26 protein-coding genes and 1 riboswitch are annotated in these 23,523 nt (G+C 48.4%); of the genes, 20 read left to right on the top strand and 6 right to left on the bottom strand.

Translation table 11 applies throughout. The annotated features are described in order from the left end of the window. From BBI11_RS14185 to BBI11_RS14175, 3 genes are all read left to right on the top strand, one after another. Positions 1-357: a DUF779 domain-containing protein gene (locus tag BBI11_RS14185; protein ID WP_068464842.1), complete on the top strand. Its 357-nt coding sequence runs from the start codon at positions 1-3 to the stop codon at positions 355-357. Between the two features lie 181 nt (positions 358-538). Beyond that, positions 539-727, top strand: coding sequence for a hypothetical protein (locus BBI11_RS14180; RefSeq protein WP_058382723.1), 189 nt, complete (start codon positions 539-541; stop codon positions 725-727). Beyond that, positions 720-1,307 (top strand): Fic/DOC family protein, encoded by a 588-nt coding sequence (locus tag BBI11_RS14175; protein WP_068464840.1) that lies wholly within the window; start codon positions 720-722, stop codon positions 1,305-1,307. The genes BBI11_RS14180 and BBI11_RS14175 overlap by 8 nt, the downstream gene beginning before the upstream one ends. Before the next feature lie 73 nt (positions 1,308-1,380). Here BBI11_RS14175 and BBI11_RS14170 read toward each other — a convergent pair whose 3' ends face one another. Continuing rightward, entirely contained in the window at positions 1,381-2,199 is an 819-nt protein-coding gene (locus BBI11_RS14170) for an AAC(3) family N-acetyltransferase (protein ID WP_068464837.1), read from the bottom strand. A gap of 136 nt (positions 2,200-2,335) precedes the next feature. On the opposite strand from BBI11_RS14170, the gene BBI11_RS14165 reads away from it, so the two are divergent. After that, entirely contained in the window at positions 2,336-2,812 is a 477-nt protein-coding gene (locus BBI11_RS14165; protein WP_068464833.1) for an acyl-CoA thioesterase, read from the top strand. 9 nt (positions 2,813-2,821) lie between these two features. On the opposite strand, the gene BBI11_RS14160 is transcribed toward BBI11_RS14165, so the two are convergent. Beyond that, entirely contained in the window at positions 2,822-3,340 is a 519-nt protein-coding gene (locus tag BBI11_RS14160; protein ID WP_068464830.1) for a DUF421 domain-containing protein, read from the bottom strand. 315 nt (positions 3,341-3,655) lie between these two features. On the opposite strand from BBI11_RS14160, the gene BBI11_RS14155 reads away from it, so the two are divergent. Continuing rightward, positions 3,656-3,877, top strand: coding sequence for a hypothetical protein (locus tag BBI11_RS14155; RefSeq protein ID WP_156889080.1), 222 nt, complete (start codon positions 3,656-3,658; stop codon positions 3,875-3,877). A gap of 34 nt (positions 3,878-3,911) precedes the next feature. Here BBI11_RS14155 and BBI11_RS14150 read toward each other — a convergent pair whose 3' ends face one another. Continuing rightward, on the bottom strand, positions 3,912-4,931 hold the full coding sequence (locus BBI11_RS14150) for an SEC-C metal-binding domain-containing protein (RefSeq protein WP_068464824.1): 1,020 nt from the start codon (positions 4,929-4,931) through the stop codon (positions 3,912-3,914). Between the two features lie 107 nt (positions 4,932-5,038). Continuing rightward, positions 5,039-5,941, bottom strand: a complete 903-nt coding sequence (locus BBI11_RS14145) for an acetamidase/formamidase family protein (protein WP_068464818.1) — start codon at positions 5,939-5,941, stop codon at positions 5,039-5,041. Between the two features lie 147 nt (positions 5,942-6,088). Here BBI11_RS14145 and lepB point away from each other — a divergent pair, with 147 nt between their 5' ends. Both lepB and BBI11_RS14135 read left to right on the top strand, forming a co-directional pair. Then, positions 6,089-6,607: a signal peptidase I gene (lepB, locus tag BBI11_RS14140; RefSeq protein WP_156889079.1), complete on the top strand. Its 519-nt coding sequence runs from the start codon at positions 6,089-6,091 to the stop codon at positions 6,605-6,607. A 232-nt stretch (positions 6,608-6,839) separates the two neighbouring features. Beyond that, positions 6,840-9,110 (top strand): purple acid phosphatase family protein, encoded by a 2,271-nt coding sequence (locus BBI11_RS14135; RefSeq protein WP_068464815.1) that lies wholly within the window; start codon positions 6,840-6,842, stop codon positions 9,108-9,110. Between the two features lie 36 nt (positions 9,111-9,146). Here the strand turns inward: BBI11_RS14135 and BBI11_RS14130 are convergent, their stop codons facing one another. Continuing rightward, positions 9,147-10,316, bottom strand: coding sequence for a pyridoxal phosphate-dependent aminotransferase (locus BBI11_RS14130; RefSeq protein ID WP_068464812.1), 1,170 nt, complete (start codon positions 10,314-10,316; stop codon positions 9,147-9,149). Positions 10,317-10,401: 85 nt separating this feature from the next. Between BBI11_RS14130 and BBI11_RS14125 the strand changes: the two genes are divergently transcribed. The 8 genes from BBI11_RS14125 to BBI11_RS14090 all read left to right on the top strand — a co-directional run bounded on the left by BBI11_RS14125 (position 10,402) and on the right by BBI11_RS14090 (position 17,933). Continuing rightward, positions 10,402-11,196, top strand: coding sequence for a carbon-nitrogen family hydrolase (locus tag BBI11_RS14125; protein ID WP_068464810.1), 795 nt, complete (start codon positions 10,402-10,404; stop codon positions 11,194-11,196). 46 nt (positions 11,197-11,242) lie between these two features. Further along, positions 11,243-11,349: riboswitch (SAM riboswitch) on the top strand. A 73-nt stretch (positions 11,350-11,422) separates the two neighbouring features. Further along, positions 11,423-12,436 carry a methionine ABC transporter ATP-binding protein gene (locus BBI11_RS14120; protein WP_068465807.1) on the top strand — a complete coding sequence of 338 codons (1,014 nt, stop codon included), beginning with the start codon at positions 11,423-11,425 and terminating at the stop codon, positions 12,434-12,436. Next, positions 12,426-13,097 carry a methionine ABC transporter permease gene (locus BBI11_RS14115; protein WP_068464807.1) on the top strand — a complete coding sequence of 224 codons (672 nt, stop codon included), beginning with the start codon at positions 12,426-12,428 and terminating at the stop codon, positions 13,095-13,097. The genes BBI11_RS14120 and BBI11_RS14115 overlap by 11 nt, the downstream gene beginning before the upstream one ends. A gap of 12 nt (positions 13,098-13,109) precedes the next feature. Further along, positions 13,110-13,937, top strand: a complete 828-nt coding sequence (locus tag BBI11_RS14110) for a MetQ/NlpA family ABC transporter substrate-binding protein (RefSeq protein ID WP_068464802.1) — start codon at positions 13,110-13,112, stop codon at positions 13,935-13,937. Between the two features lie 184 nt (positions 13,938-14,121). Further along, entirely contained in the window at positions 14,122-15,060 is a 939-nt protein-coding gene (locus BBI11_RS14105; protein ID WP_083389111.1) for a carbohydrate kinase family protein, read from the top strand. Between the two features lie 17 nt (positions 15,061-15,077). Next, positions 15,078-15,524 carry an OsmC family protein gene (locus BBI11_RS14100; RefSeq protein ID WP_068464797.1) on the top strand — a complete coding sequence of 149 codons (447 nt, stop codon included), beginning with the start codon at positions 15,078-15,080 and terminating at the stop codon, positions 15,522-15,524. A 148-nt stretch (positions 15,525-15,672) separates the two neighbouring features. Continuing rightward, entirely contained in the window at positions 15,673-17,265 is a 1,593-nt protein-coding gene (locus BBI11_RS14095) for an ATP-binding protein (RefSeq protein WP_068464794.1), read from the top strand. Continuing rightward, entirely contained in the window at positions 17,265-17,933 is a 669-nt protein-coding gene (locus tag BBI11_RS14090) for a response regulator (RefSeq protein WP_068464791.1), read from the top strand. Before BBI11_RS14095 ends, BBI11_RS14090 begins: the two co-directional genes overlap by 1 nt. 121 nt (positions 17,934-18,054) lie before the next feature. On the opposite strand, the gene BBI11_RS14085 is transcribed toward BBI11_RS14090, so the two are convergent. Beyond that, on the bottom strand, positions 18,055-18,267 hold the full coding sequence (locus tag BBI11_RS14085; RefSeq protein WP_068464789.1) for a hypothetical protein: 213 nt from the start codon (positions 18,265-18,267) through the stop codon (positions 18,055-18,057). A 224-nt stretch (positions 18,268-18,491) separates the two neighbouring features. Between BBI11_RS14085 and BBI11_RS14080 the strand changes: the two genes are divergently transcribed. The 5 genes from BBI11_RS14080 to BBI11_RS14060 all read left to right on the top strand — a co-directional run bounded on the left by BBI11_RS14080 (position 18,492) and on the right by BBI11_RS14060 (position 23,503). Continuing rightward, positions 18,492-19,499 carry a tripartite tricarboxylate transporter substrate binding protein gene (locus BBI11_RS14080; protein ID WP_068464785.1) on the top strand — a complete coding sequence of 336 codons (1,008 nt, stop codon included), beginning with the start codon at positions 18,492-18,494 and terminating at the stop codon, positions 19,497-19,499. Between the two features lie 112 nt (positions 19,500-19,611). Then, entirely contained in the window at positions 19,612-20,070 is a 459-nt protein-coding gene (locus tag BBI11_RS14075; RefSeq protein WP_068464782.1) for a tripartite tricarboxylate transporter TctB family protein, read from the top strand. 15 nt (positions 20,071-20,085) lie between these two features. After that, a complete protein-coding gene (locus BBI11_RS14070) occupies positions 20,086-21,588 on the top strand; it encodes a tripartite tricarboxylate transporter permease (protein ID WP_068464779.1) in 1,503 nt (500 codons plus the stop codon). 11 nt (positions 21,589-21,599) lie between these two features. Then, positions 21,600-22,979, top strand: coding sequence for an SLC13 family permease (locus BBI11_RS14065; protein WP_237150283.1), 1,380 nt, complete (start codon positions 21,600-21,602; stop codon positions 22,977-22,979). A 137-nt stretch (positions 22,980-23,116) separates the two neighbouring features. Then, positions 23,117-23,503, top strand: a complete 387-nt coding sequence (locus BBI11_RS14060; protein WP_068464770.1) for a DUF302 domain-containing protein — start codon at positions 23,117-23,119, stop codon at positions 23,501-23,503. The last annotated feature ends 20 nt before the right edge of the window (positions 23,504-23,523 follow it).

Here is a 23,523-nt window from a genome sequence, read left to right as displayed (position 1 = left end):
ATGACAGAACGGGTAATCGCCACAGACGCCGCCTTAGAGTTGATCGACGCTTTGCAGGAAAAGCACGGCCCATTGATGTTTCATCAATCGGGAGGCTGCTGCGATGGCAGTTCGCCGATGTGCTACCCAAAAGGAGATTTAATGGTTGGCGATCAGGACGTCTTGATGGGGATCATTGGCGACAGCGAGTTTTATATGCACAAAAGTCAATTTGAATACTGGAGCCACACGCAACTGATTATTGATGTGGTGCCGGGGCGTGGCGGGATGTTTTCTCTTGAAGGCGCAGAAGGCAAGCGTTTCTTGACTCGATCTCGTGTTTTCACAGCAGAAGAATCCAAAGAGCTGCAAAATTAATTTACAGAAATCCCGGATGCATGGCATCCGGGATTTTTAAATGTATCAGCTGTTAAAAAAACGGAAAGCAAGAGTGCGAAAAAGCATCTTCAGTGCTGATGCAACAGCTTCAAAAGAGGGGCAATCGTGGAAACACAGGCCTTAAAATGGTATAATAGCAGAATGAAAGGTGGTCATCCATGTGACGAATTTAGCCAACCGGGTATCCCATGAACAAGCAAATCACGCGATTTCCTGTGCCGCACACTCTCTTGTAACGGAAGGGTTTGATGTGACCCATGAAGACCGGAATTTTGTCCGTTCTGTCTTGACTGGAGAACGCACGGAAGCTCAATTCCACCAGGCCATCAAAGCACGTTTCGATGTCTAAATATCAACATGCGTCCATGTACTGTTACCCTGGAACAGACGTGCTGGTAAATGCGTTCGATCTCCGGGACGAGGACAAGCTAAAGGAATTAGAGACAGTCTATGCGCTTTATCGCTTGTCGGAACTGCAATTAAAAAAGCCGCAAGACCCCTCCGATCTTAAAGTGTTCTTGGCTATCCATCACTGCTTGCTGCAGGATGTCTATCCGTTCGCCGGCAAGCTGCGCGAGGAAATGACGTCAAAAGGCAGTTCGACGTTCGCCCATCCTAAACACTTAGCTGGCCAGTTAAAGCAGCTTTTCGATGAATTGGCTGAAGAGGCTTATTTGAAGGGTTTGAGCAAAGATGTTTTTATCCAGCGCCTCGCCCATTATTTAGCGGAATTGAACGCACTCCATCCTTTTCGTGAAGGCAACGGTCGGGCAGTACGAGAATTTGCCCGCCAGCTCGCCTTGAATGCCGGCTACCGGCTGGATTGGACGAAGATGGAAGAACCCGCTCATATCATCAATGCGTTTGTGGATTCTTTTAATAAAGACAATGAGCGGTTGGAAGCGTTACTTTCGGAAATCATCACTTGAATGTGCTAACCAGGCGCATGCTGAAAAAAACAGGCTGAGACGGCAGATGATCTGCCGTTTCAGCCTGTTCTGTTTAGTTTTCTTGTTCGCGGGGCGCGGGGTTTCGTTGGAGCCAGGCCGAAGCAAATTCCACGAGCGGGCGCATGTCGGTGAGCTGGGTTTCGGCTTGCCCCAGGACTCCTTTGGCGATAATACCTGGAAAGTCCTTAGCGATTCCAGGAAAGCGGTCTGAATCCATATCGATGCAATCATAGGTGGCCCAGTGCCGAACGCCGTTAATGTACATCGCTGCGCCCTGTGGCGAACGGCTAGGAGCCGGTTGAATGAATTCCGCGTAATGAAGCGCCGTGCACGAATCGAATCCCGTGCCGATCAACAAGATTTTGACTGGGTGCTCCATCATTTTTCCAAGTGGCGATGTCTTGCCAAACGAATCTTCGAGCGGCTGTTCCGCCATCCATTCAGCGGCAAACCGCCCCCAGGCGATAAATGAATGACTTGGATGAGGGCTGCGGATGGTTGCCGGGTGGCGATGGAGGCATTCTGGTATTTTGCCCATGCCACGCATATTCGTCAGGGCAGGGTCGTATGCCGGCATATGATCGCGCGTCGGCTGATGCCAATTCTCGGGGATCGGCGGTGCCATCCAATAACTTGGGTCAGAATTATCGGCAGACTGTGAAGGCATGACTAGTGTCCCTTCAGGAGTAAGGATTTCCATCAATGCTTCAACGACTGCCTGAGCGCCTCCGGCAACCCAGCCGATCGACTTTAACGAAGAATGGACGATTAAATGGTCACCGGCTGCAATTCCCAGTTCGAGTAGTTGTTGCTTCAATGAATCTTTGGATTGGAAATCGGGGGTATTTAGAATTTGAAAAAGATCAGACATCGGTGCAATTCCTCCTTTTTTCCACTTTACCATAAGGCGATATGCCGGTTTTTGTTTTTTAAATAGTGTAAACTTGTTTCGGATTGAATTTTTTCTGCAACGGGAATAGCCGTAATGAAGATAAGGAGGAGTATGTATGGAAGCGAGACCGATGCGTGAATCACGCACGATACAGACAAAGCTGGTGTTGCCGCCAGATACGAATCACATGGAATCGATTTTCGGCGGAAAAGTGCTTGCCTATATCGATGAAATTGCCGGAATTTCGGCAATGAAGCATGCGAGCCGCCACATTGTGGTAACAGCATCGATCGACTCGGTGGACTTTTTGTCGTCTGCCAAAGTGGGTGACGTCCTGGAGTTGGAGGCGAATGTTACTTCAACCGGCAGAACTTCGATGGAAGTGTATGTGCGCGTTAAATCGAAGAACTTAGAAACCGGAGAAGAACGATTGACGACCGAATCGTTTTTGACTTTGGTCGCGATCGGCGATGACGGGAAGCCAACACCGGTGCCCGCTGTCTATCCGGAGACGGCAGGCGAGAAGCTGTTTTTCGAATCAGCGCCAGCGCGCCGGGAACACCGCAAACAACGCGCAAAAACACCTAGATAAAAAAGGATCCTACAAGGGATCCTTTTTTACGTTCTCTTTGACATTGGCAAGCGCACTGCCTGGTTGGTTCGTAATGACCGACATGCTGCCATCAGTTTCAAGGATGACGGCTTTGATATTTTGCAGGTCGCCTTCTCCTGAATTGCGCACCGCCTGCATGATTTCAATATCCTTGATGCGTTCATCGCGCATGGCCTGTTTCAAGAATTCACCTTCTGAAAACAACAGCCGTGGTTCTGATTTGATCAGCTTATTGAAGCTTTTCGAACGTACTGCCGTGAAAGTGATCAAATACTGCAAAGCAATCAAGACGGCAAACGCAGTAAGGCCTTCCCATAAGCTTAGTTTGCTGTCGAGAAGAATCGTCGCCAAGGTGGAGCCAAGTGCGACGGTGACAACGAGGTCGAAGGCGTTAAGTTTCGTTAAAGTCCGTTTTCCTGAAGTTCTTAAAAACGCCAGTAAACCAATATACGCCAGAACGCCTACTGTGACAATCCGGATAAAACTGTCCCAACTCATATCAAACATGCGGCTATTTCTCCTTTCGAATGCGGAAAGATAAGATTTTCTTATCAACATGTGGATAAGTCCATTTTCATTAGAAATCGACTGTAAATTTAGATATTTACCCACATAACCCACGGAATTTTGTTAATTATTGTGCATAACTACCGTTTTTTCGTACTTATTAAGGGCTTTCCCTCGAATATTGGACGTAAAACCAGATTATGTGGATAGTTTCATACGAAGACAACATCCAACGGCATTAGGTAAACCCTGTCTGTACGCTTGTTGTTCAAATAAAGCAAATTCGGGAATAAGGAATAAGAGAAGTGAGGAGGAATGAAAAAGATGGAGGGCGTTCTAAATTTTTTCCGTTTTTTAGGCATGACGCTGTTTTTCTTAAGCACTGCCTTGTTTTTAGTGACAGTCTTGAACAATTGGTTTAACTTTGCCTCAATAGATTGGTTAACGGGTTCGTTTTGGCGTGTGTATTTATTTTTCGCGGTTTCTGGCATTCTGATGTATATCTTGATTACCTTCAGAAGAAGAAAAGGAGATTAAAAAAAGCACCGGAATAACCCGGTGCTGTTCTCAATTATTTTTTAGCTAACAATTCTTCAAAATAAGAACCGAATTCTTTAGAGCGTTTTAGGATCGTGCTAGACGAGACGCCGAATTTTTCGCTCAAGTCTTTAGCAGAAAGCATTGGCCCTTGAATCAATTCGTGGTCTTGCAAGAAGCGCCAGTAGCCGGCAACAAGTGCCTCTGGTTTCTGGACGGTCGGCTGCTGGCTGACCAGGTAGCTGTTGAGGATACTTGTTACATTCGTCACGGTTTCTTCATCGAAATCCGCTGCATCAATGTGTTTTTTTAATTCATCCATAACCGATTGGTGTTCCGGAGAAAGCTCGATGCTTTCTTCGACAGCACCTGTTGAATATTGGACGATATGCTCGACCACTTCCAGGTAATGCTCGCGAAGATAGTCTTCGTTCGCAGAAGCGCCTTTTTCTTCGATGCGTTTTTGCAACTGTTCAAAGAACGGTGCAAATTTGCCGACAATCGTCAAATAGCCGTTCAAGAACAAGATGCCTTGTTCACCAGCGCGTGCATCCGGCAAAAGAATCGCAAGAAGCCCTTGGTTTTCTTCCATATCTGTCGGCGGCTGGTCCGCCATGACGTAAGTTTCGCCAGTAAAGGCATCTTTCAACTCGGCTTTTTCTGTATCGCCTGAAACCAATTGGCCGAGGAAGACACGGAAGTTTGGCCATTGCTCCAACACTTCTTTCGTTGTTGGGCGCTGCGTTTGTTCGATTTGCTTAGACAGGAAGTTTTGCCATAGTTCCGGTTTTTGCATGAACAAGAAGTTTTCGATGACAAAAGCCTGTGCATCGTTTTCGGCCATCGATTTCATTAAGCGCGGCTGCCAATCTTGTTGGAGCTCGCGGAAATCCGTTAGCTGGTCACGGTTTGGGTTTTCCGAGAAGAACTGCTGTCTGACTTGGAACAGCTCTTCGTTCACCAAATCGTTGATGGAAACTGTCTGTTGTTTCCCGTGACATTTCTTATATTTCTTTCCGCTGCCACATGGACACGGATCATTTCTTCCTACCATTCTAATCACCTACATTTTTTCTTGAGTGTAACATAAAATCTTTCGGCGCTCAAAAGTCTGACGATTCAGACCTATAAACAAGCTCATATCCCCTTGAATTTCCTATATTAAGCAAATAAATGGAAGTTCAAGCCTTCTAGTACATGGCGAGGAACAAAAAATCTGGCCGTCACAAGGGGATCGACCACTTGACTGATCTGTGCTTCACCGGCAGCGCTCATGAGCATGGTCATTTCGCTGACGGATAAATTGGATTGGGAGAGCAATAGATCGATCATCTCTTCCACTGCAGTAGAGACAGCTTCGTCTAAAGTCATCGCCGATACGAGAAACGCCAGGCCCTCTTCGTTTTCGAGCAATGGATGCTTCAGGTGGCTGCCTTTGATGACATCGAATTGGACGGTAGCGCTGCCGGGCACTTCAATGCCGGAAACACTGATTTCCCCGTCGCCCATCGCGGCATGGAAATCACCGAGTGCAAACAATGCGCCTTTAACCGCTACAGGAAAATAAAGCGTTGCGCCTTTTGTGATCAGCTTCGTATCCATATTGCCGCCATGCGACCCAGGGGTGCCGCAGGAGACGGGCTCGCCTTCCGGTGCGACACCGATAACGCCGATCATGGGATTCAGCGGCAGCTGCAGCCGGTCGTTGAAGACGGCCTTGCCATTTTGTATGGGGATGATTTTCGATTCCATTGCTTCCATCCGGTGGCCCATCACACCGAGGTCCGGCCCTGTGACCATGACGCCCTGTTCACCGATTTCAAGGTCTTTGATCTCCACTTTCAAGACATCGCCGACCTCGGCGCCTTCAACGAAGATCGGCCCTGTAGCTGGGTTTACTTGGTCCCAATCGATGCCAGCGACTTCTTGGCTGGCCGATTGGATTTGGTTCTTGAAACAATCGAATGTGTCGATCTTTACTGTATCACCGGCTGCTGCCCGCAGGCTCGGTTCATGTTTGTTGGAAAACGCGTAAATGACATCTTGTGCAGGTAAGGTCTTCATCTATCCCACTCCTTTTGGATTAAGTTCAAAATTGCGTGTCTGATAATTCATTCAACTCGCATATTTCATTATCGAGCAAGAAATCTCCGAGTGCAAGGCGGGAAGCGCTATAGTAAACTAAAGAAAAAGCGAGGCGGGGGAGAGACCTTGAACGAAGATCCAGTCAAAGAAATGCTGTTATGGATGAAAGTGCTGCTGTTGACGGCATTCATCATTCTTGGCGTCCGGCAATTCCTGTTCGAGCCCGTCATCGTCGAAGGCGGGTCGATGCAGCCAAGTTATTACGAAAACGATAAATTGGTGTTGAGCAAAGCGACCACGATCGCCAACTTCGATACGATCGTATTCATCGCGCCTGATGGCAGCCGTTTTATCAAGCGTGTCATCGGCATTCCGGGCGACCATATCCTGATGTCGGGTGGAGAGATTATCCTGAATGGTAAACTGCTGGATGAGCCGTACTTGGATCAAGGCGCGAAGGACAGGTTGGCAGACTCTCAATTGGCCAGTGAGTTTTCCGTGCCCCCGGACTGCTACTATGTCTTAGGGGATAATCGCGGCAATAGCACGGATTCCCGCGTTCTTGGGTTTATCCGCAAACAAGACGTGGTCGGTGAAGTGAAATTTCGCTTTGCGCCTTTTAGGGATTTTGGGTTTGTCGAATGAGCCAACTGGCTACAAGTAAAGCTTTTTCTATGGGGCATGCGCTCTGTGGAAGAAGCTTTTTTATTTGCCCGTAATCATGGATTTTCCTGTGCACGGGAAGGTTATAGGTGTCAAAAGAACGCCTAAATAGTTCCAAATAATCATATTTTATTTCTTTTTAGTTCAATAGAATTATGATAAAATTAAATTACTGAATATTTGAAAAAAGAGCGATTGATAAAGGGGTGGGGAAATGGAGGCAATATGGCGCAAGACAGGACAGTATTTGCTCATCGCGGCAATTGCGGGCGGCGCGGCCCTTCACTTGGGAGAAGGACAAGCAGCAGCAAGCACTTTTGACATCGCGGCCGCGAATTTAATGGAAGGGCAGCGCAATGCGTTTCAAATGCATCTTTCCAGTTCGCTGTTATTCATGGACCGGGGCATCACTAGTGAAGAAGAGGATGCATATCCGGCCTCGCATATCGCGTTCGCGCCCGGCAGCGATGAATCGGAGATGAACTTTTCCTGGTATGCACCGAGTACCGCACAGGCGGGCCAAGTGCAATACGCGAAAGCATCCCCTGGTAGTGAAGAATTCCCAGAACACGTTGCAATGACCATCGATGCCGCATTGAAAAATGCCACCTACGGCTATTCCGCCCATGAAGCGGTGATTGCCGGGCTCGAAAACGAAACGGACTATTTGTATCGTCTGGGGGACGGCCGCGGCAATTGGACGCAAGCTTTTCATTTCAAAACCCAGGACCCCTCTTCCTATGAATTCCTGATGATCGCCGATCCGCAAATCGGGGCATCTGGCGATATTGCAGAAGATCAACGTGGCTGGGAAAAAACTTTGCAACAAGCAATCGCGCGCAGCCCGGAGTCGAGCTTTATCCTGTCTGCTGGCGACCAAGTCGATGCCCGCTATTCCGAAAAAGAATACGCGGCATATTTCGCGCCGGAACCACTGCGCAATTATCCAGCGGCGACCACCATTGGCAACCATGACGATACTTACCATTACGCCTATCATTTCAATGTCCCGAATGAAAACTGGGAACTCGGCAATTATGACAACTCCGGTGGCGATTATTATTTTTCCTACGGGGATACCTTGTTCATGAATTTGAATTCCAATAGCCTGAATCTGGAAGAACATGTTCAATTCATGGAGGAAACGGCTGAAGCGACCGCCGGCAGAGACTGGAAATGGAAGATACTCGTCTTCCATCATTCGATTTATAGCGCCGCTGCCCATTCCCAAAGCGAAATGGTGCTGAATTTGCGAGACCAGCTCGTCCCGACGATTGATAAACTCGGATTTGACGCGGTTTTGATGGGGCATGACCATTCTTATGTGAGGACCTATCAAATGGAAAATTTCCAGCCCTTGAGAAATCATATGATGGATGGCGATGCGCCGGTCAATCCCGAAGGTACGGTCTATCTCACCGGAAACACGGCGAGCGGCAGTAAATTCTACGGCATGCAGCCCGAACGCGAACCGTATTCGGCAGTGCGCGAACAATGGGGGGTGCCGACGTATATGACGATCCAAGTCGAGCCGACGCGTTTGCGCTTTGAAACGTACCGGACAGACACGGAAAAACGGGTCGACGAATACGAGATCATTAAAGACCCGTCCATCGAAACGATTGTGCCTGCGCTCGAGAAAGTAGAACTCGAAGCGAGTAGCACCGTACTTGCCACAGAAGAGAATTCCTTTTACCCACAAGCGGAACTCAAGCTTTCGGGACAAAATGTCGAAGGCGGGCAATACGATATTTCACCTGAGTCGGTCACATACCACACAAGCAGTAAAGCCATCGAAATAAAGGACGGGAAAATCCTGTCAGCAGAAAATGGGGCTCCGGGGGAAATCGAAATTTATGCAGAAGTAAACGATGGCGAACGAATATTTGAAAGCAACACGATTCAAGTCGACTTGGTCGAACATGAAGAAATTGAGTTGCTCGAAGCGGCTAGCGAGTGGCGTTATTTGGACGATGGCAGCGACCAGAAAAGAGCTTGGCTTGAAGTGGATTACGATGATAGCAAATGGGCACAAGGAGCGGGCCCGCTCGGTTATCCGAAAGATGAAGAACGGCCGGAATTCGGTACTGTCAAAACGCTTATCGGCTACGGAGGGGATGAAATCGACAAAATTGCTCTGACCTATTTCAGAACAAATTTTGAAGTCGAAGATGTGGAAGCAATCGGCGATTTGGGATACGTGGAGTTCAGTGTCGACGATGCGGTCATCTTGTATTTGAACGGAGCAGAAATTCTACGTTTTAATATGCCGGAGACAGGCGAATTTGGCTTTGAGGATTATCAGCAAGAAGTGAGTGACGAAGATCTTGTAAGCGAAGACCGGATTGAGCGCATTTACTTGGATGAAGAAGTTCTAAGCCATTTGAAAGACGGCGACAATGTAATGGCTGCCCAAGTGCATCAAGACGACCGCTTCAGTTCTGATTTGTATTGGGATATGGAAATGGTAGTTAATACAAAATAAAAAAAAGAAGGCATTGCGCCTTCTTTTTTATTTTGCTTACTTAGTGAAAATGCCCAGTTTCTCGATGCGCTGGATCGCTTCTTTGATGCGCTGTTCGTCCACCAGCAAGCCGACGCGGACAAAGCCTTCGCCTGCAGAGCCAAAGCCGCTTCCTGCCGCCACGGCGATGTCCGCTTTGTCGAGCAGGTAATCGGAAAATGCGATGCTTGTGAAGCCTTCAGGGACCGGCAGCCAGGCGAAGAACGAGCCTTTAGGTGCCTCGACATCCCAGCCGATCCGGCGGCATTCATCCATCAGTACGCGGCGCCTGTTTTCGTACAGTTCAACCAGCTCATCGACACATTGCTGGCTTGCAGTTAGGGCTTCGGCTGCGGCGAGCTGAACCGCCGGGAAGATGCCTGCAAACAAATGATCCTGGACTGTATTCAAGGCCTCGATCATCTTGGAATTACCGACTGCAAAGCCGATGCGCCAGCCTGCCATATTATAGGTTTTCGATAAGGTGTACATTTCAATGCCGACATCTTTGGCTCCTTCAGATTGTAAGAAGCTCACCGGTTTTTGGCCTTCAAAACCGATACCCCCGTAGGCAAAGTCATGCACGACGGCAATGTCGTTCTGTTTGGCGAACTCAATGGTCTCGTCAAAAAAAGCCTGATCGGCAGTAGCACCGGTCGGGTTGTTTGGGTAGTTCAAATACAGCAGTTTGGCGCGCTCTCGGACCGACTCTGACACATCGTTATAGTTGGGCAGATAGCTATTGGCCTGCTCGAGCTTCATCAAATCAAGTGTGATATCAGCAAGCGGTGCGCCAGATAAATAATCCGGATAGCCTGGATCGGGCAGTAAGAGAGAGTCGCCAGGGTTCAGAAGGGCAATCGGCAATTCGACAAAGCCGATTTTTGTGCCGGAAAGAATAGCGACTTCCAAATCCGGATCGATGTCGACGCCGTATTCCCGTTTATAAAAATCGGCAGCGGCTTTTCGTAATGTACCAAGCCCGCGAAATGGTGAGTAACGGTGTGTTTTCGGATCGGCTACTGCTGTTTGCATAGCCTTGACGATATGCGGCGGTGTCGGCTGGTCAGGATTTCCCTGGCCCAGATTGATGACGTCGCGCCCTTCTTCGATCGCTTTTGAAGCTTTCGCAACGAGCGTAGCGAAAAATTGATCTGGAAGATTGTGTAAGCGATTTGAAAAGTCCATGGAATCCTCCTTGTTTTCTAAATAATTGCACATCTACATCAAATCTTATAGAGTTTAATCTAAACTGTCTACAGGGGGAGAGAACATGAAAATCGCTTGTGTGCAGATGAATATCGCGTTTGGCGACCCGGAAACGAATTTTCAACGTGTGAAAGATTATTTGGAAGAAGCCGCAGAAAACGGGGCGGAAATCATCGTGTTGCCTGAAATGTGGAACACGGGATACGCATTGACACAGCTTGAGGAGCTTGCGGACCGTGATGGCCGAACCATGAAATTGTTGCAGCAATTTGCGAAAGAACGGGACGTCCATATCGTCGGGGGTTCGGTTTCGACTAAGAAAGACGGCGGTTTTTACAACACGATGTATGTAGCCGATTCGACTGGAGAACTCGTCTCGGAATACGATAAAGCGCATCGCTTTGGCTTGATGGATGAACATATCCATCTCGAAGAAGGCGGATCGCTCGGCACATTCAAGTTGGATGGCGAAACCTATGGCGGCGTCATCTGTTACGACATCCGTTTCCCGGAATGGTTGCGCGCACAAGCGCTGAACGGGGCGAAGGCAATTTTCGTGCCAGCTGAATGGCCGGCAGCGCGAATCGACCATTGGCGTATTCTGCTGCAGGCGCGAGCGATCGAAAACCAATGCTTCATCATCGCCGTAAACCGCATCGGCAGTGACCCGAAAAATGAGTTCGGCGGCCATTCGATGGTCATTGCACCGTGGGGGGAAGTGCGGATGGACATGGGGCAAGACGAAGGCATCGGCTACACTGAAATCGACCTGTTAGAAGTCGACGAAGTACGGGGCCGTATCCCGGTATTCGATGACCGGCGCGTCGAGTTATACAAAAAGTTTGAAAAATCGCATTGACAATACTGTCCCCGTGCAGGTAGTATGGAAAACAACCAAATACGCACGCTTATCAAGAGAGACCGAGGGTAAGGCCCTATGACGTCCGGCAACCCCCATATAATGGGAAGGTGCCAATTCCTGCAGAATGGATGCCATTCTGAAAGATAAGTCGGAATTTTCATTTTCGATGTCTCTTTTTGATAAAAAAAGAGACATTTTTTATTTGCCTGGGGGAGTGGACAGCATGATTCAAATCGAACAATTGAGCAAAACTTATCAAACCAAGCACGGTACGGTCAATGGCGTGGACGATGTCAGCTTAGAAGTGAAGACCGGGGAGATTTTCGGCATTGTCGGCTATTCGGGAGCGGGCAAGAGCTCGCTGATTCGCTGCATCAATTTGCTCGAACGCCCGACATCCGGGACGGTGAGAGTTGATGGGCAGGATTTAACGAAGCTGAGCGGTGACGGATTGCGCAAAGCGCGCCTGAAAATCGGCATGATTTTCCAGCACTTTTATCTAATCAGCCAAAAAACAGTTGCGGAAAACATTTCCTTCGCCCTGCGCGCAGCGGGCACGCCGAGCAAGAAAATCGGCACGCGCGTCGATGAGCTGCTGGAAATGGTCGGCTTGTCGGATAAACGCGATGTCTATCCCGCACAGCTGAGCGGCGGGCAAAAGCAGCGTGTCGGCATCGCCCGAGCACTCGCCAATGAACCGGCCGTGCTGTTATGCGATGAAGCGACTTCTGCACTTGACCCGAACACGACCTTATCGATTTTGCGTTTATTGAAAGACATCAATCGCAAGCTCAATATCACGATTGTGCTGATCACCCATGAAATGAACGTCGTCAAGGAAATTTGCGACCGTATGGCGGTCATGCAAGGAGGGCGCGTCATCGAAGAAGGGCGCGTCTACGATATCTTCGCCGATCCGAAAACGGCTTTGACAAAAGAATTTATCTCGAGCGTCGTGTCATTTAATGTGCCGGAAGAAATTCTTGCACGCTGCGACGGCACGATTGTCAAAGTATTGTTCAAAGGTGAAGTCGCCGGGGAAGGGATTATTTCGGACATGCTGCAAAGCTATCCGGTCAAAGGCAATTTCCTGCACGGTGCGATTGAATACATACAGGAGCTGCCGCTTGGAATTTTTGTCATGGAACTGAAAGGCGGCCAAGCGCAAGTAGGCGAGGCAATTAGGTATCTAGAACAACGCAATGCAATTGCGGAGGTGATGAAGCATGGGGATTGAATGGGAAAGAATTATTGATTTGTGGCCGGAGATCCAAGTAGCGTTTTATCAGACCCTGATCATGATCGGCATTTCATTGGCCGTGGCATTGATCATCGGCTTGCCTCTTGGCATCTTGCTATTCATCACAGACCGGGGCTTGTTCTGGGAAAACCGGCCGGTCAATTCGGTCATCGGGTTTATCGTCAATATCGTCCGCTCGATCCCTTTCATCATTTTGCTGGTAGCGCTCATTCCATTGACGCAATTGATCACGGGTACAACGATCGGGCCGATTGCAGCGAGCGTTTCCTTATCGGTTGCAGCGATTCCGTTTTTCGCACGCATTGTGGAAACGGCGCTTCGGGATATCGATAAAGGCGTCATCGAAGCGGCGATCGCCGTCGGTGCCACGCCGTGGATGATCATTAAAGACGTACTCTTACCGGAAGCAAAAGCGAGCCTGATCCAAGGCGTTACGCTGACGGTCATCAGCCTAATCGCCTATTCAGCGATGGCGGGCGTAGTCGGCGGCGGCGGTATCGGCGATTTGGCCATCCGTTTCGGTTATTACCGATATGACAATACAATCATGGTTGTGACAGTGGTCATCTTGATCGTGCTCGTTCAATTGATTCAACAAGCCGGCGACTTTACAGCCAAAAAACTGGATAAACGATAAGGAGAGAAAGACATGAAAAAACTTACATGGATATTGGCAGCGAGCGCACTTGCACTAGCCGCGTGCGGCGGAGAAGAAACAGATTCAGGAACTGAAGGCGGCGAAGCGTCGAAAGACATCAAACTAGGCGCGACAGCCGGCCCTTATAGCGATATGCTGAACGCGGCCATTGTGCCGTCACTTGAAGAAAAGGGCTACACGGTGGAAACAATCGAATTCAGTGATTATATCCAGCCGAATAATGCGTTGAACAACGGGGAGATCGACGCCAACTTGTTCCAGCACACGGTTTACCTAGAAAACTTCGAAACGGAAAACAATATGGATTTGAGTGCATTGATCACAGTCCCGACCGCGCCGATGGGCATCTACTCGAATGAATTCGATTCGATAGAGGCAATAGAGGAAGGCGCGACTATCGCGATTCCGAACGATCCCGTCAACGGTGCACGGGCATTATTGATCCTGCAGGATGAAGGCTTGGTTGAACTAGACCCGGATGCGGAAGTGCTCAAAGTTTCCGAGCGCGATGTAACGGAAAATCCAAAAAACCTGGTGTTCCAGCCGATTGAAGCGGGCCAATTGCCGCGTTCAGTGGAAGGAACAGACCTTGCCGCCGTTCCGGGCAACTACGCCCTCGCAGCGGACATGGACTTGCTTGACGCTTTGGCGCTTGAAGACATGCCTGACCAGTACCGCAATGTCGTAGCGGTTTCAGCAGACAATGAAGATAGCGAATTGGCAGCGGATCTGGTCGAAATCGTCGAGTCGGAAGAATTCGAAGTGGTCATTGATGAGCAATTCGTAGGCTTCGGCAAACCGGAGTGGATGGCTGAATAATAAGATAAGCCCGCCGGAGAAAATTTTTCTCCGGTTTTTTTATGCCAAAAACCCATGATACCGCGCGTTTAAAGCTTTTCTCTTGCCCTGCCCGTTTTCTGTTGAAATAATAGGGAAAGTGAATTTAACAAGTTGCTGAGAGAAAAGCAGCATGTGAAGGTTCTTTGGAGAAGGGGAGAGAATTATGGAAGCTAACAGGCACGTCCTGACTTATGGCGACGCGTTTGTCGACTATATCGCCACTACCAAAGATAACGACTCGTTTGATCTATATCTCGGAGGCGCTACCGTCAACGTCTCTGCCGGCGTCAGCCGGCTTGGAGTCCCCTCGGCATTTATCACCATCACTGGGGATGATGAAATTTCATCGTTTTTCTGCCAGGCGCTCCAGGCGGAAGGTGTCGATTTGACGCATTCAATCAAACGCCCGGAAAAACGCATCAGCGGAGTTTATATTCATTTAACGGAAGCGAACGATCGCGTCTTCGCTTCTTATGATAATGAGACGCCCGATTTGCAAGTTACAGCGGACGAACTCGCAGGGGAAGCCTTTGAATCGGCCAGCCTGTTCCATTTTTGCTCAGGCACCTTGTTTCATCCGGAAGCGCGTGAAACGACGGCGCAGGCTTTGGAGTTGGCTAAATCCCACGATGTGATTTGTTCATATGACGTCAATATCCGGCCTTTGCGCTGGGAAAGCGAGGAGTTGTGTCGACAGACCGTCCTGCGCTTCTTGCCGCAGGCGGATATTTTAAAACTGACAGTGGAAGAGCTATTGTTCCTGATGGAAGCTGATTCATTGGAAGCGGGCATCGAAAGTTTGAAAAAATACCGCCTGCCGGTAGTTTTCGTCACGGATGGAGAACATGGCACGCATGCGGTTTTTCAGGAAGAGACCATCCATGTGCCGGTCGTACCGGTCCAGCCTGTCGATACGACGGGTGCTGGAGATGCGTTTATGGCAGGCATCATCCGCCATGTCCATTTAAATGGCATGCCAAAAAACCAGCAACAACTGGTTGCTTGTGCTGGCTTCGGCAATAAGCTGGGAGCGCTTTGTGCAACACGGGCAGGCGCCATCACAGCGATGCCCCGAAGCGAAGATATGGAAGATTGGGAATAGAAGAGGAGGAAGCAGCAATGGCCATGCATAGTTTTCATTTAACAGCAGACTGGCCCGGCAATCGCAACGATGTCGGGACTATTGAAACGGGGAATTTGAAGACACAGATCTCGATTCCCCCGGAAATGGACGGCCCTGGAGCCGGCACGAATCCGGACGAGATGCTGCTTGGTGCGGCAGCGACCTGCTATATCATCACACTCGCCGCCATGATGGAGCGCAGCAAACTGGCAAAAGAGTCGCTGACGATGGAGTCGGAAGGCATCGTGGAAGTCGAGAATGGCGTTATCACTTATAAAAAAATTATCCACCGCCCGAAAGTCGTCTTATCGGCTGAGGCCAGCGAAAAAGAACTCAAGCTTGCGCACAAGCTCGCGGAAAAAGCCGAATCATCCTGCATGATCACACGCGCTATTAAAGGCAATGTTGCAGTCGAACTTGAAGCCGATATTACGGTTGCATAATGCGAAGCCCTGTTTTTCTATTTTGGAGAACAGGGTTTTTTGATGCAGAAAAAATGATTTTGGAGAATTCTCATAATTTTCTTTTGTCCGTTTCTGAATATGGTAGACTACAGCTAATGAAAAATGGGCGATGTAGAGGACGGGTGCCATGAAAAAATTATCCTTGCAAACTAAAATTATCCTGCTGACGACTTCTCTTGTGCTTTTAACAACAGTCGTCTTTGGCGGGATTTTGAGCTATCAGGAGATCGCAGAAATCAAAGAGAACATCGGTCAACGGGCACAGGAAACGGCGATCGGAATCTCTGCCATGCCGACGATAGTCGAAGCGATGGACGATGAAGAACCAGCGTTGCAAATCCAGCCGATTGCTGAGTATTTGCGCAAGCAAGTAGGCGCTGAGTTCATCGTCATCGGCAATAGGGAGAGCGTTCGTTATTCACATCCAGATCCAGAAAAAATCGGCGAACAAATGGTCGGCGGTGATAACGAACGTGCCCTCCAAGAAGGCAAAGTCTATGTGTCCGAAGCATTCGGGTCGCTCGGCAGAAGCCTGCGCGGCAAAGCGCCAATTTATGACGGCGACGGTCGCATCATAGGTGTGGTCTCGGTAGGGTATATGATCGAAGACATTGAAGCGATCATTTTCGGCAATATTATGGATGTCATGGCGCTGGCTCTATTGACGCTGGTCATCGGCGTGTTGGGCAGCATCTTGCTCGCTCGGAATATCAGAAAAGACACGCTGGGGCTTGAACCCCGGGAAATTGCTCGCTTGTACCAGGACCGGGAAGCTTTGCTATCGTCGATTATTGAAGGGGTTATCGCCATAGATAAGGATGGGCGCATCACGGAGTTGAACAGTTCCGCAGAAAAGATGCTTGCTATGGACCAAAGCTTTCTACACACCTTGTCCGATGAGATATTGCCGGAACTGAGAATGGGCGAAACCTTGACGACAGGAAATTCATGGAAGAATAAAGAAATCTTGATTGGTGGGACGGTTTTTATTGTCAATCAAAAGCCGATTTGGGCAGAAGGTGACATAATCGGCGCCGTTTCGACATTCCGTGAAAAAACGGAAGTACAGGAAGTGTTAGAAACCCTATCGGAAATCCGTCAATACTCAGAAAGCCTGCGGGCGCAAACGCATGAATATGCGAATAAGTTGTATGCCATATCCGGGCTTCTGCAATTAGAAGAGACTGAGGAAGCAGTCCGGTTGATCCAACAAGAGACCCATCATCATGAAAAGCAGACGAAGCATACACTGAACCATATTGAAGATAAAAAAGTCCAGGCGATTCTGCTCGGCAAAATGGGAAAAGCGTCTGAAGCGAAAGTTGAGCTATCGGTAGACGAAAACAGTTCACTCGCCAAATTACCTGACCATGTGGATATTTCTAAAGTCATTCACATAGTCGGAAATCTGATTGACAATGCCATTGAAGAAGTTGAATCGAGCGATAGGAAAGAAGTGTCTTTTTTTATCACCGATATCGGCAACGACTTGGTTATCGAAGTTCAAGACAGTGGGCGCGGAATCGAAACCGGCAACCTTGACCAATTTTTTACGCAAGGGTTCTCCACAAAAATGGAGAAAGCGGATAGAGGCTACGGTTTAGCGATCGTCAAACAAGCGGTTGAAGACTTGGATGGCTGGATTGAAGTGGACTCAACGCCACACTACGGAACGATATTCAGCGTCTTTATCCCGAAAAAAACGACGGAGGTGGCATAATGCTGCGGGTAGTAATTGCAGAAGATGATTTTCGTGTCGCACAAGTACACGAGAAATTTTTAGCGAAGATAAAGCAAGTAGAACTGGCGGCGAAAGCGAAAGACTGCGCCGAAACGGTGGCGGCAGTGAAGCAAGAGCGGCCAGATTTGGTGCTATTGGATAATTATATGCCAGACGGGCTCGGCATCGAGCTGATCGATGAGTTACGGAAAGAAAGCCCAGCGACCGACATCATCCTTGTCTCGGCAGCAAACGAACGGGAGTATATCGAAACGGCGCTACGCAAAGGTGTAAAAGGCATCATCTTAAAACCGGCAGAACTTGGCCAGTTTACTGCCACAATCGAGAAATATCGTAAAGACAGAGAAAAACTGTCGAGCCAAGAAACCGTCGACCAGCAGTATTTGGATGAACTGTTTGGTGTCAAGGCAATCAAAAAAGAAGCGCCAACGGTCAAAGGGATAGACCCGCTGACGATGCGAAAAGTGCAGAAGTTGTTGGGGCAGTATGAAGAAGGCGTGACAGCTGAGAAAATGGGCGAAGAAATGGGCGCTTCTCGCACAACCGCGAGGCGCTACCTGGAATATTTGGTGTCGACAGATGATTGTTACGCCGAGCTCGGATACGGAATCGTCGGCAGGCCAGAACGGAAATATTTTGTGAAATGAAGTGAAAACGACTGATAAGCTTCGGCAAATACGAGTTTTAAGAGTTTCTCGACAGCCTAAAAAAAGCAACTTCCCTAAACTGGGAAGTTGCTTTTTCGCGCTGTCGTTTTGTTTTTGGCAATCAGTCTAGGTGGCATTCGAAATGAGTCATTTGCCAACCGTTTTTCTCGATTTCAGGAAATCCGCCTAATTCGTAACAGCGATTAGCGGCTTCAGTTACTTCTACATAGCTAAAATAGCTCTGTGCCGCAATGGCGCTTCCAATGCTGAGAATTAATATGGCGCCGAGGATAAAAGTCCAGGCGCCAGGAGTTATAGCCGAGAAACGTCGCATTGTCGGCCTCCTTTAAATTAAGTTTATGTCATCTTTAGTTTATCACAATTTCCTATTATTCCCTATAAGTGAAATATACTTAAAATAAAGAATCCTGGTGAACTTTATGAACAAAATGATCAAAAAATCCTTTATACAGCTTATTTTGAAAACGGTTACATTCTGAAAATTCATAGTTATACTTCAACTCATAAGAAAACTATACGAACTGAGGGGGAAATAAAATGAGAAAAACGATTTTTGCTGGGATTTTGAGTGTGAGCGCTCTAACATTTGCCGGTTGTGGATCTGACGACGCGGCAAACACAGCGGGAGCAGATGGAAACTTTGAACCATCAAAAACGATCGAAGTGGTGGCACCGGCCGGATCGGGTGGTGGCTGGGATACGACTGCCCGTGAAGTTGCCCGTGTATTCGGCGAAACCGAAATTATCGATGAAAATATGACTGTCATCAACCGGGAAGGCGGAGGCGGAGCGATCGGTTGGGCGTATGTCCACGGAAAAGAAGGCGATGCCCATAGCATGTTCGTTGCTTCACCGCCCTTGATGTTCGTACCGCTAAACGGCCAATCAGAACACGGCCATGAAGACTTTACGCCACTTGCCAACATGATTGCTGATTACGGCGCATTTGCTGTTCGTGAAGACAGCGAGTTTGAAGATTTGAACGATCTATTTGACCAGATGAAAGACGATCCGGAAAGCGTAACGGTGATCGGTACTTCCGCTCCCGGAAGCATGGACCATATGCAATTTGTCCGCATCGCCAAAGCTGCGGGCGTAGACCCAACTAAGATCAAATACGTTTCTGATCAAGAAGGCGGCGCTTTGACAGCGGTTCTGAACGGCTCGGTAGATGTCTTCTCCACAGGTGTCGGCGAAACGATCGAGCAAGTGCGTGCCGGCAATATTAAAGTATTGGGTGTAACGGCAGAAGAGCGCATGGAAGGGGAAGTGCTGTCCGAATTCCCAACAGCGATCGAGCAGGGCATCGATGAGAGCTTCGTCAACTGGCGTGGATTCTTTGGGCCTCCAGGCATGGACCAGGCAGCGGTCGACTATTACGAAGCCAAATTCCAGGAGTTGAGCGAATCGGAAGAATTTGCGGAAGTTCGTGAAAAATATGGCTGGAACGAAATGTATATGAACAGCGAAGAATATAGCGAATTCCTTGAAGGCGAGAAAGAAGAAATTGCCGCATTGCTTGAGGAAATCGGATTAGGACAATAAAAAAGCTTAGTAACAAAGAAATTATAGCTGTTCAGACAGCTCAAAAGGAAGAAGTGAAACCGAATCTTTGGTATTCGGTTTCTCTCTTTTCAGTTAAAAGGAGGGGTTTCGTTTGCTTGCAAGCATAAACCGAAAGTTGGGGCTGTTGATTTTCATTGTAGCGGCCGTCTATTTATATTTAAGTTTTCAATTGCCCAATTACCAATATGCCCCGATCGATGCGGATGTTATTCCGAAGGGCTTAGGCATTTTGTTATTAGTGCTATCCGTCTTCCTATTTTTTTCCCGCGCAGTGGAAACGGATGCGGAAAAGGCAAAGCGCGATATCCCGAAAACAGAACTAGGGGTCATTGCCGCAGTATTTGCCATGATTTTTGTCTACATTCTGTTGTTTGAAACGATCGGCTTCATCATCACAACGTCGTTATTCATTTTCTTTTGTTCGTGGTTTTTAGGTTATAGAGCATGGAAGACAAATATATTGGTCTCTCTTCTATTCCCGATTGTTATGTATGCTATTTTCGTTTTCGCGCTGGGGATTGTATTGCCGCGCGGCATCTTGCCATTTTAAGGAGGGAGTTTCCATATGGATGCATTTCAAGGTCTATTGACCGGTTTTCAAGTTGCCTTAAGTCTAGAAGGGATTATGTTCGTGCTGATTGGCGTCATTGTCGGTACGTTAATCGGGATGATGCCAGGGCTCGGCCCGATCAGTGCCATTGCGATCATGATTCCGATTACATACGGAATGGACCCGGCGCCGGCACTCGTCATGATGGCGGGCGTCTATTACGGGGCAGTGTTCGGCGGTTCGACTTCTTCAATCCTGTTGAACGCCCCGGGAATTTCCGGAACTGTCGCTACAGCTTTTGACGGCTATCCGATGGCCCAGCAAGGAAAGGCCGGAAAGGCGTTAGCTATTGCGGCGATTTCTTCGTTCATCGGTGGAACCGTCTCGGTTGTCCTGTTGATGTTGCTCGCCCCAGCATTGTCCAGCGTAGCGATTTCCTTCGGGCCGCCAGCGTATTTTGCTTTAATGTTCATGGGATTAACCGCAATTTCCAGTTTATCTGAAGGATCGACGATCAAAGCCATGATCGCAGCCGTCGCAGGCTTTATGGTCGTAACAATTGGCATTGACCCGCAGACAGGGACACAGCGCTTTACATTCGGGAACGTCAACTTGTTCGACGGATTCGACTTTTTGATTATCGCGCTTGGCCTCTTTGCGGTCGCGGAAGTCTGCATGCTCATCTTGAACCGCAAAAACCGCAGCTTGAGCGACGACCAGAAACTGGGCAGCTTGAAGTTATCGAAAGCGGATCTGAAAGAAATGAGCGGGCCCGTCAGCCGCCAGTCGTTTGTTGGCTTTTTGCTTGGTGTTTTGCCGGGTGCAGGGGCAACAATCGCTTCTTTCATCAGTTATATTTTTGAAAAACGCATTGCCAAAAATCCTGAAGAGTTCGGGAAAGGGTCCATCAAAGGGCTCGCAGCACCGGAAAGTTCCAATAATGCCGCGACAAGCGGTGCGTTCGTTCCGCTTTTGAGCTTGGGGATTCCGGGTTCAGGAACAACGGCTGTCATGTTAGGCGCGTTCCTTGTGCTCGGCGTACAGCCAGGTCCGCTGTTGATGACTGACCGTCCAGAAATCTTCTGGGGCATCATCGCTTCCATGTATCTCGGGAACGTCTTCCTCTTAATTTTGAACTTGCCGCTGATTCCATACTTGGCGAAAATCTTGAGCATTCCGCGTCCCTTGCTTATTTCACTCGTCATTATGTTCAGTTTGATCGGCGTCTATTCGATCAGCTTCAATGTCTTTGACCTATACATGCTGCTGGTATTTGGCGCATTAGGATTTGCGATGCGGATCTTTTCATTCCCCGCACCGCCATTCATCTTGGCATTTATCCTTGGAGGCATGATGGAGCAGGCGTTCCGCCAGTCCATGACCATCTCTAATGGTAGCTTGAGCATTTTTGTCGATAGCCCGTTACCACTATCTTTGCTGCTAGTTGCATTGATTTCACTATTGGTTCCGGCATTCCTGAAATGGAGAAGCAATAGGCTGGCATATAAACAAAATTAAGGGGTGGGAAAGTGAGAAACTTTAAGCTAATGCCGCGTGTTCTTGCTTTTCTGTTGGCTGCTGGCTTTGCTCTTTTATGGATGTCGGGCTTATTGGATGCTTATACAGATGACCAGAAACTGACGCTGCTCTTGCTTGGCATCGCTATCGGTTTGTGGACGGTAAGCGCCATGCCGCTCTCCGCTTCGAGTCTTCTGGTACTTGGCCTGCTGCTGCTTTTCCGTCTGACGGAAAAGCCGGAGCAGGCTTTTGCCGGTTTTCTGTCGGATGCGCTTTATTTTATCCTGGCACTGACGTTGATTTCCAAGGTGTTGGTGAAAGCGGAAGCCGATCAAGTATTTGTCGGCGTGTTGTTGAAAATGAGCAAAGGCAAAGTCCAGCGGCTGTTGGTCGGCTTGCCGCTATTGATCGTTTTTTTGCCCATCCTGCTGCCTTCTGCTGTCGCCAGGTTCCGGATTTTAGAACCGATCATCGAGCAAGTGAACGATCGTTTCGCGCTCGGCAAGAGAAGCCTTTTCCGACAGTTCAGCTTTTATGTCATCGGCATGATGAACCAAAATTCGACGATGGTTGTCTTCACGGGAGGCGGATTCCCGATTTTAGCGGCTCAATTGCTGAGCGATTTCGGGGGGATCCAAATCTCCTGGCTTGGCTGGTTTGTGCGCATCGCACCGGCGCTTTGGCTGGCACTACTATTCGTCAGTTTCGGTGTCTGGTTCTTTTTCAAACGCCGCAGCGGTGCCGGACTTAAGATGGAGCAGATGGAATTCACTCCTGCGGCCCGCTTGCCGGAACATTTCTGGTGGGTGATTATCCCTTTTTTTGCCATGATCATCAGTTGGATCGTCATCGACCAGGAACAGATTCCACTCATCGTGGCACCGTTTCTGTTGCTCGCGTATTATGCGTTGCCGATGATTGGGCTTGTCGACGACCGACTTGTCCGGGATTACGATTGGGAAACTTTCCTATTGCTTGGTGCCTCCTTTTCACTTGGTTATTTAATAGAAGAAAACGGAACGGCTGGTGTTTTGGCGAGCCAACTGATTCAATTGCTGCCAGTAGGAATGGGCACGGGGGTAAATATTCTCTTTATTGCTTGTCTCATTTTCTTATTGCGCTTCTTGTTTGTCGTGCCTTCCACATCGATGATTGTCATTTTTCCAATCATCGTCAGCTTTGCGGAAATGCTGGGCTTGCCGATTTTGCCGATAGCGTTTTTATTGATCATGATCATCGGGGGCGTCACCATATTGCCAATCCATTCACCGACCACTTTTCTGGCATTCCAAAAAGGGGCGTTTTCCCAGCGTGAACAATTGCTCATTGGCAGCTTTTCAAGTGTTGTCATCACGGCAATTGCCATCTTTTTTGCGGTTTTCATCTGGTGATGGAATTAATTTATAATTGCCAAAGCCACCCTTCACAAGAAGGATGGCTTTTTGTCTGCAACGAGCCCTTATGTTTAGGTGGAAAAATAGGGGGTAGGGTAATTCTAGAAGCAATTTAAACTAGAGGAGGCAGAAAAATGTTTGATTATACCGTAACGACTAGCAAATCAGTGGATGAAGCAGTGGCATCGCTTGAGGAGAATTTGAAAGAAGAGCAGTTCGGTGTCTTGTGGAACTTCGACTTGACTGCAAAACTGCAGGAAAAAGGCCAAGACTTCGATACGGCGTACAAGATTCTAGAAGTGTGCAACCCAAAAGAAGCGAATACTGTACTCTCTGAAAACTTGATGGTCGGTTATTTCTTGCCATGTAAAATTGTTGTTTATAAAGACGGGACAGAAACAAAGATTGGCATGCCGAAGCCGACTTCGCTGATTGGTATGGCTGAAGATGGCGGGAAATTGACTGAAGTGGCTACGGATATCGAAAACCGCTTAATCAAATGCATTGACCAGACTGCATAAATTTCGAAAATACTGATGGA

It is taken from the genome of Planococcus maritimus (assembly GCF_001687625.2).
GTDB lineage: Bacteria > Bacillota > Bacilli > Bacillales_A > Planococcaceae > Planococcus > Planococcus maritimus.
The sequence above is the reverse complement of the archived record's forward strand: the minus strand, read 5'-3'. Positions and strand labels throughout refer to the sequence as shown.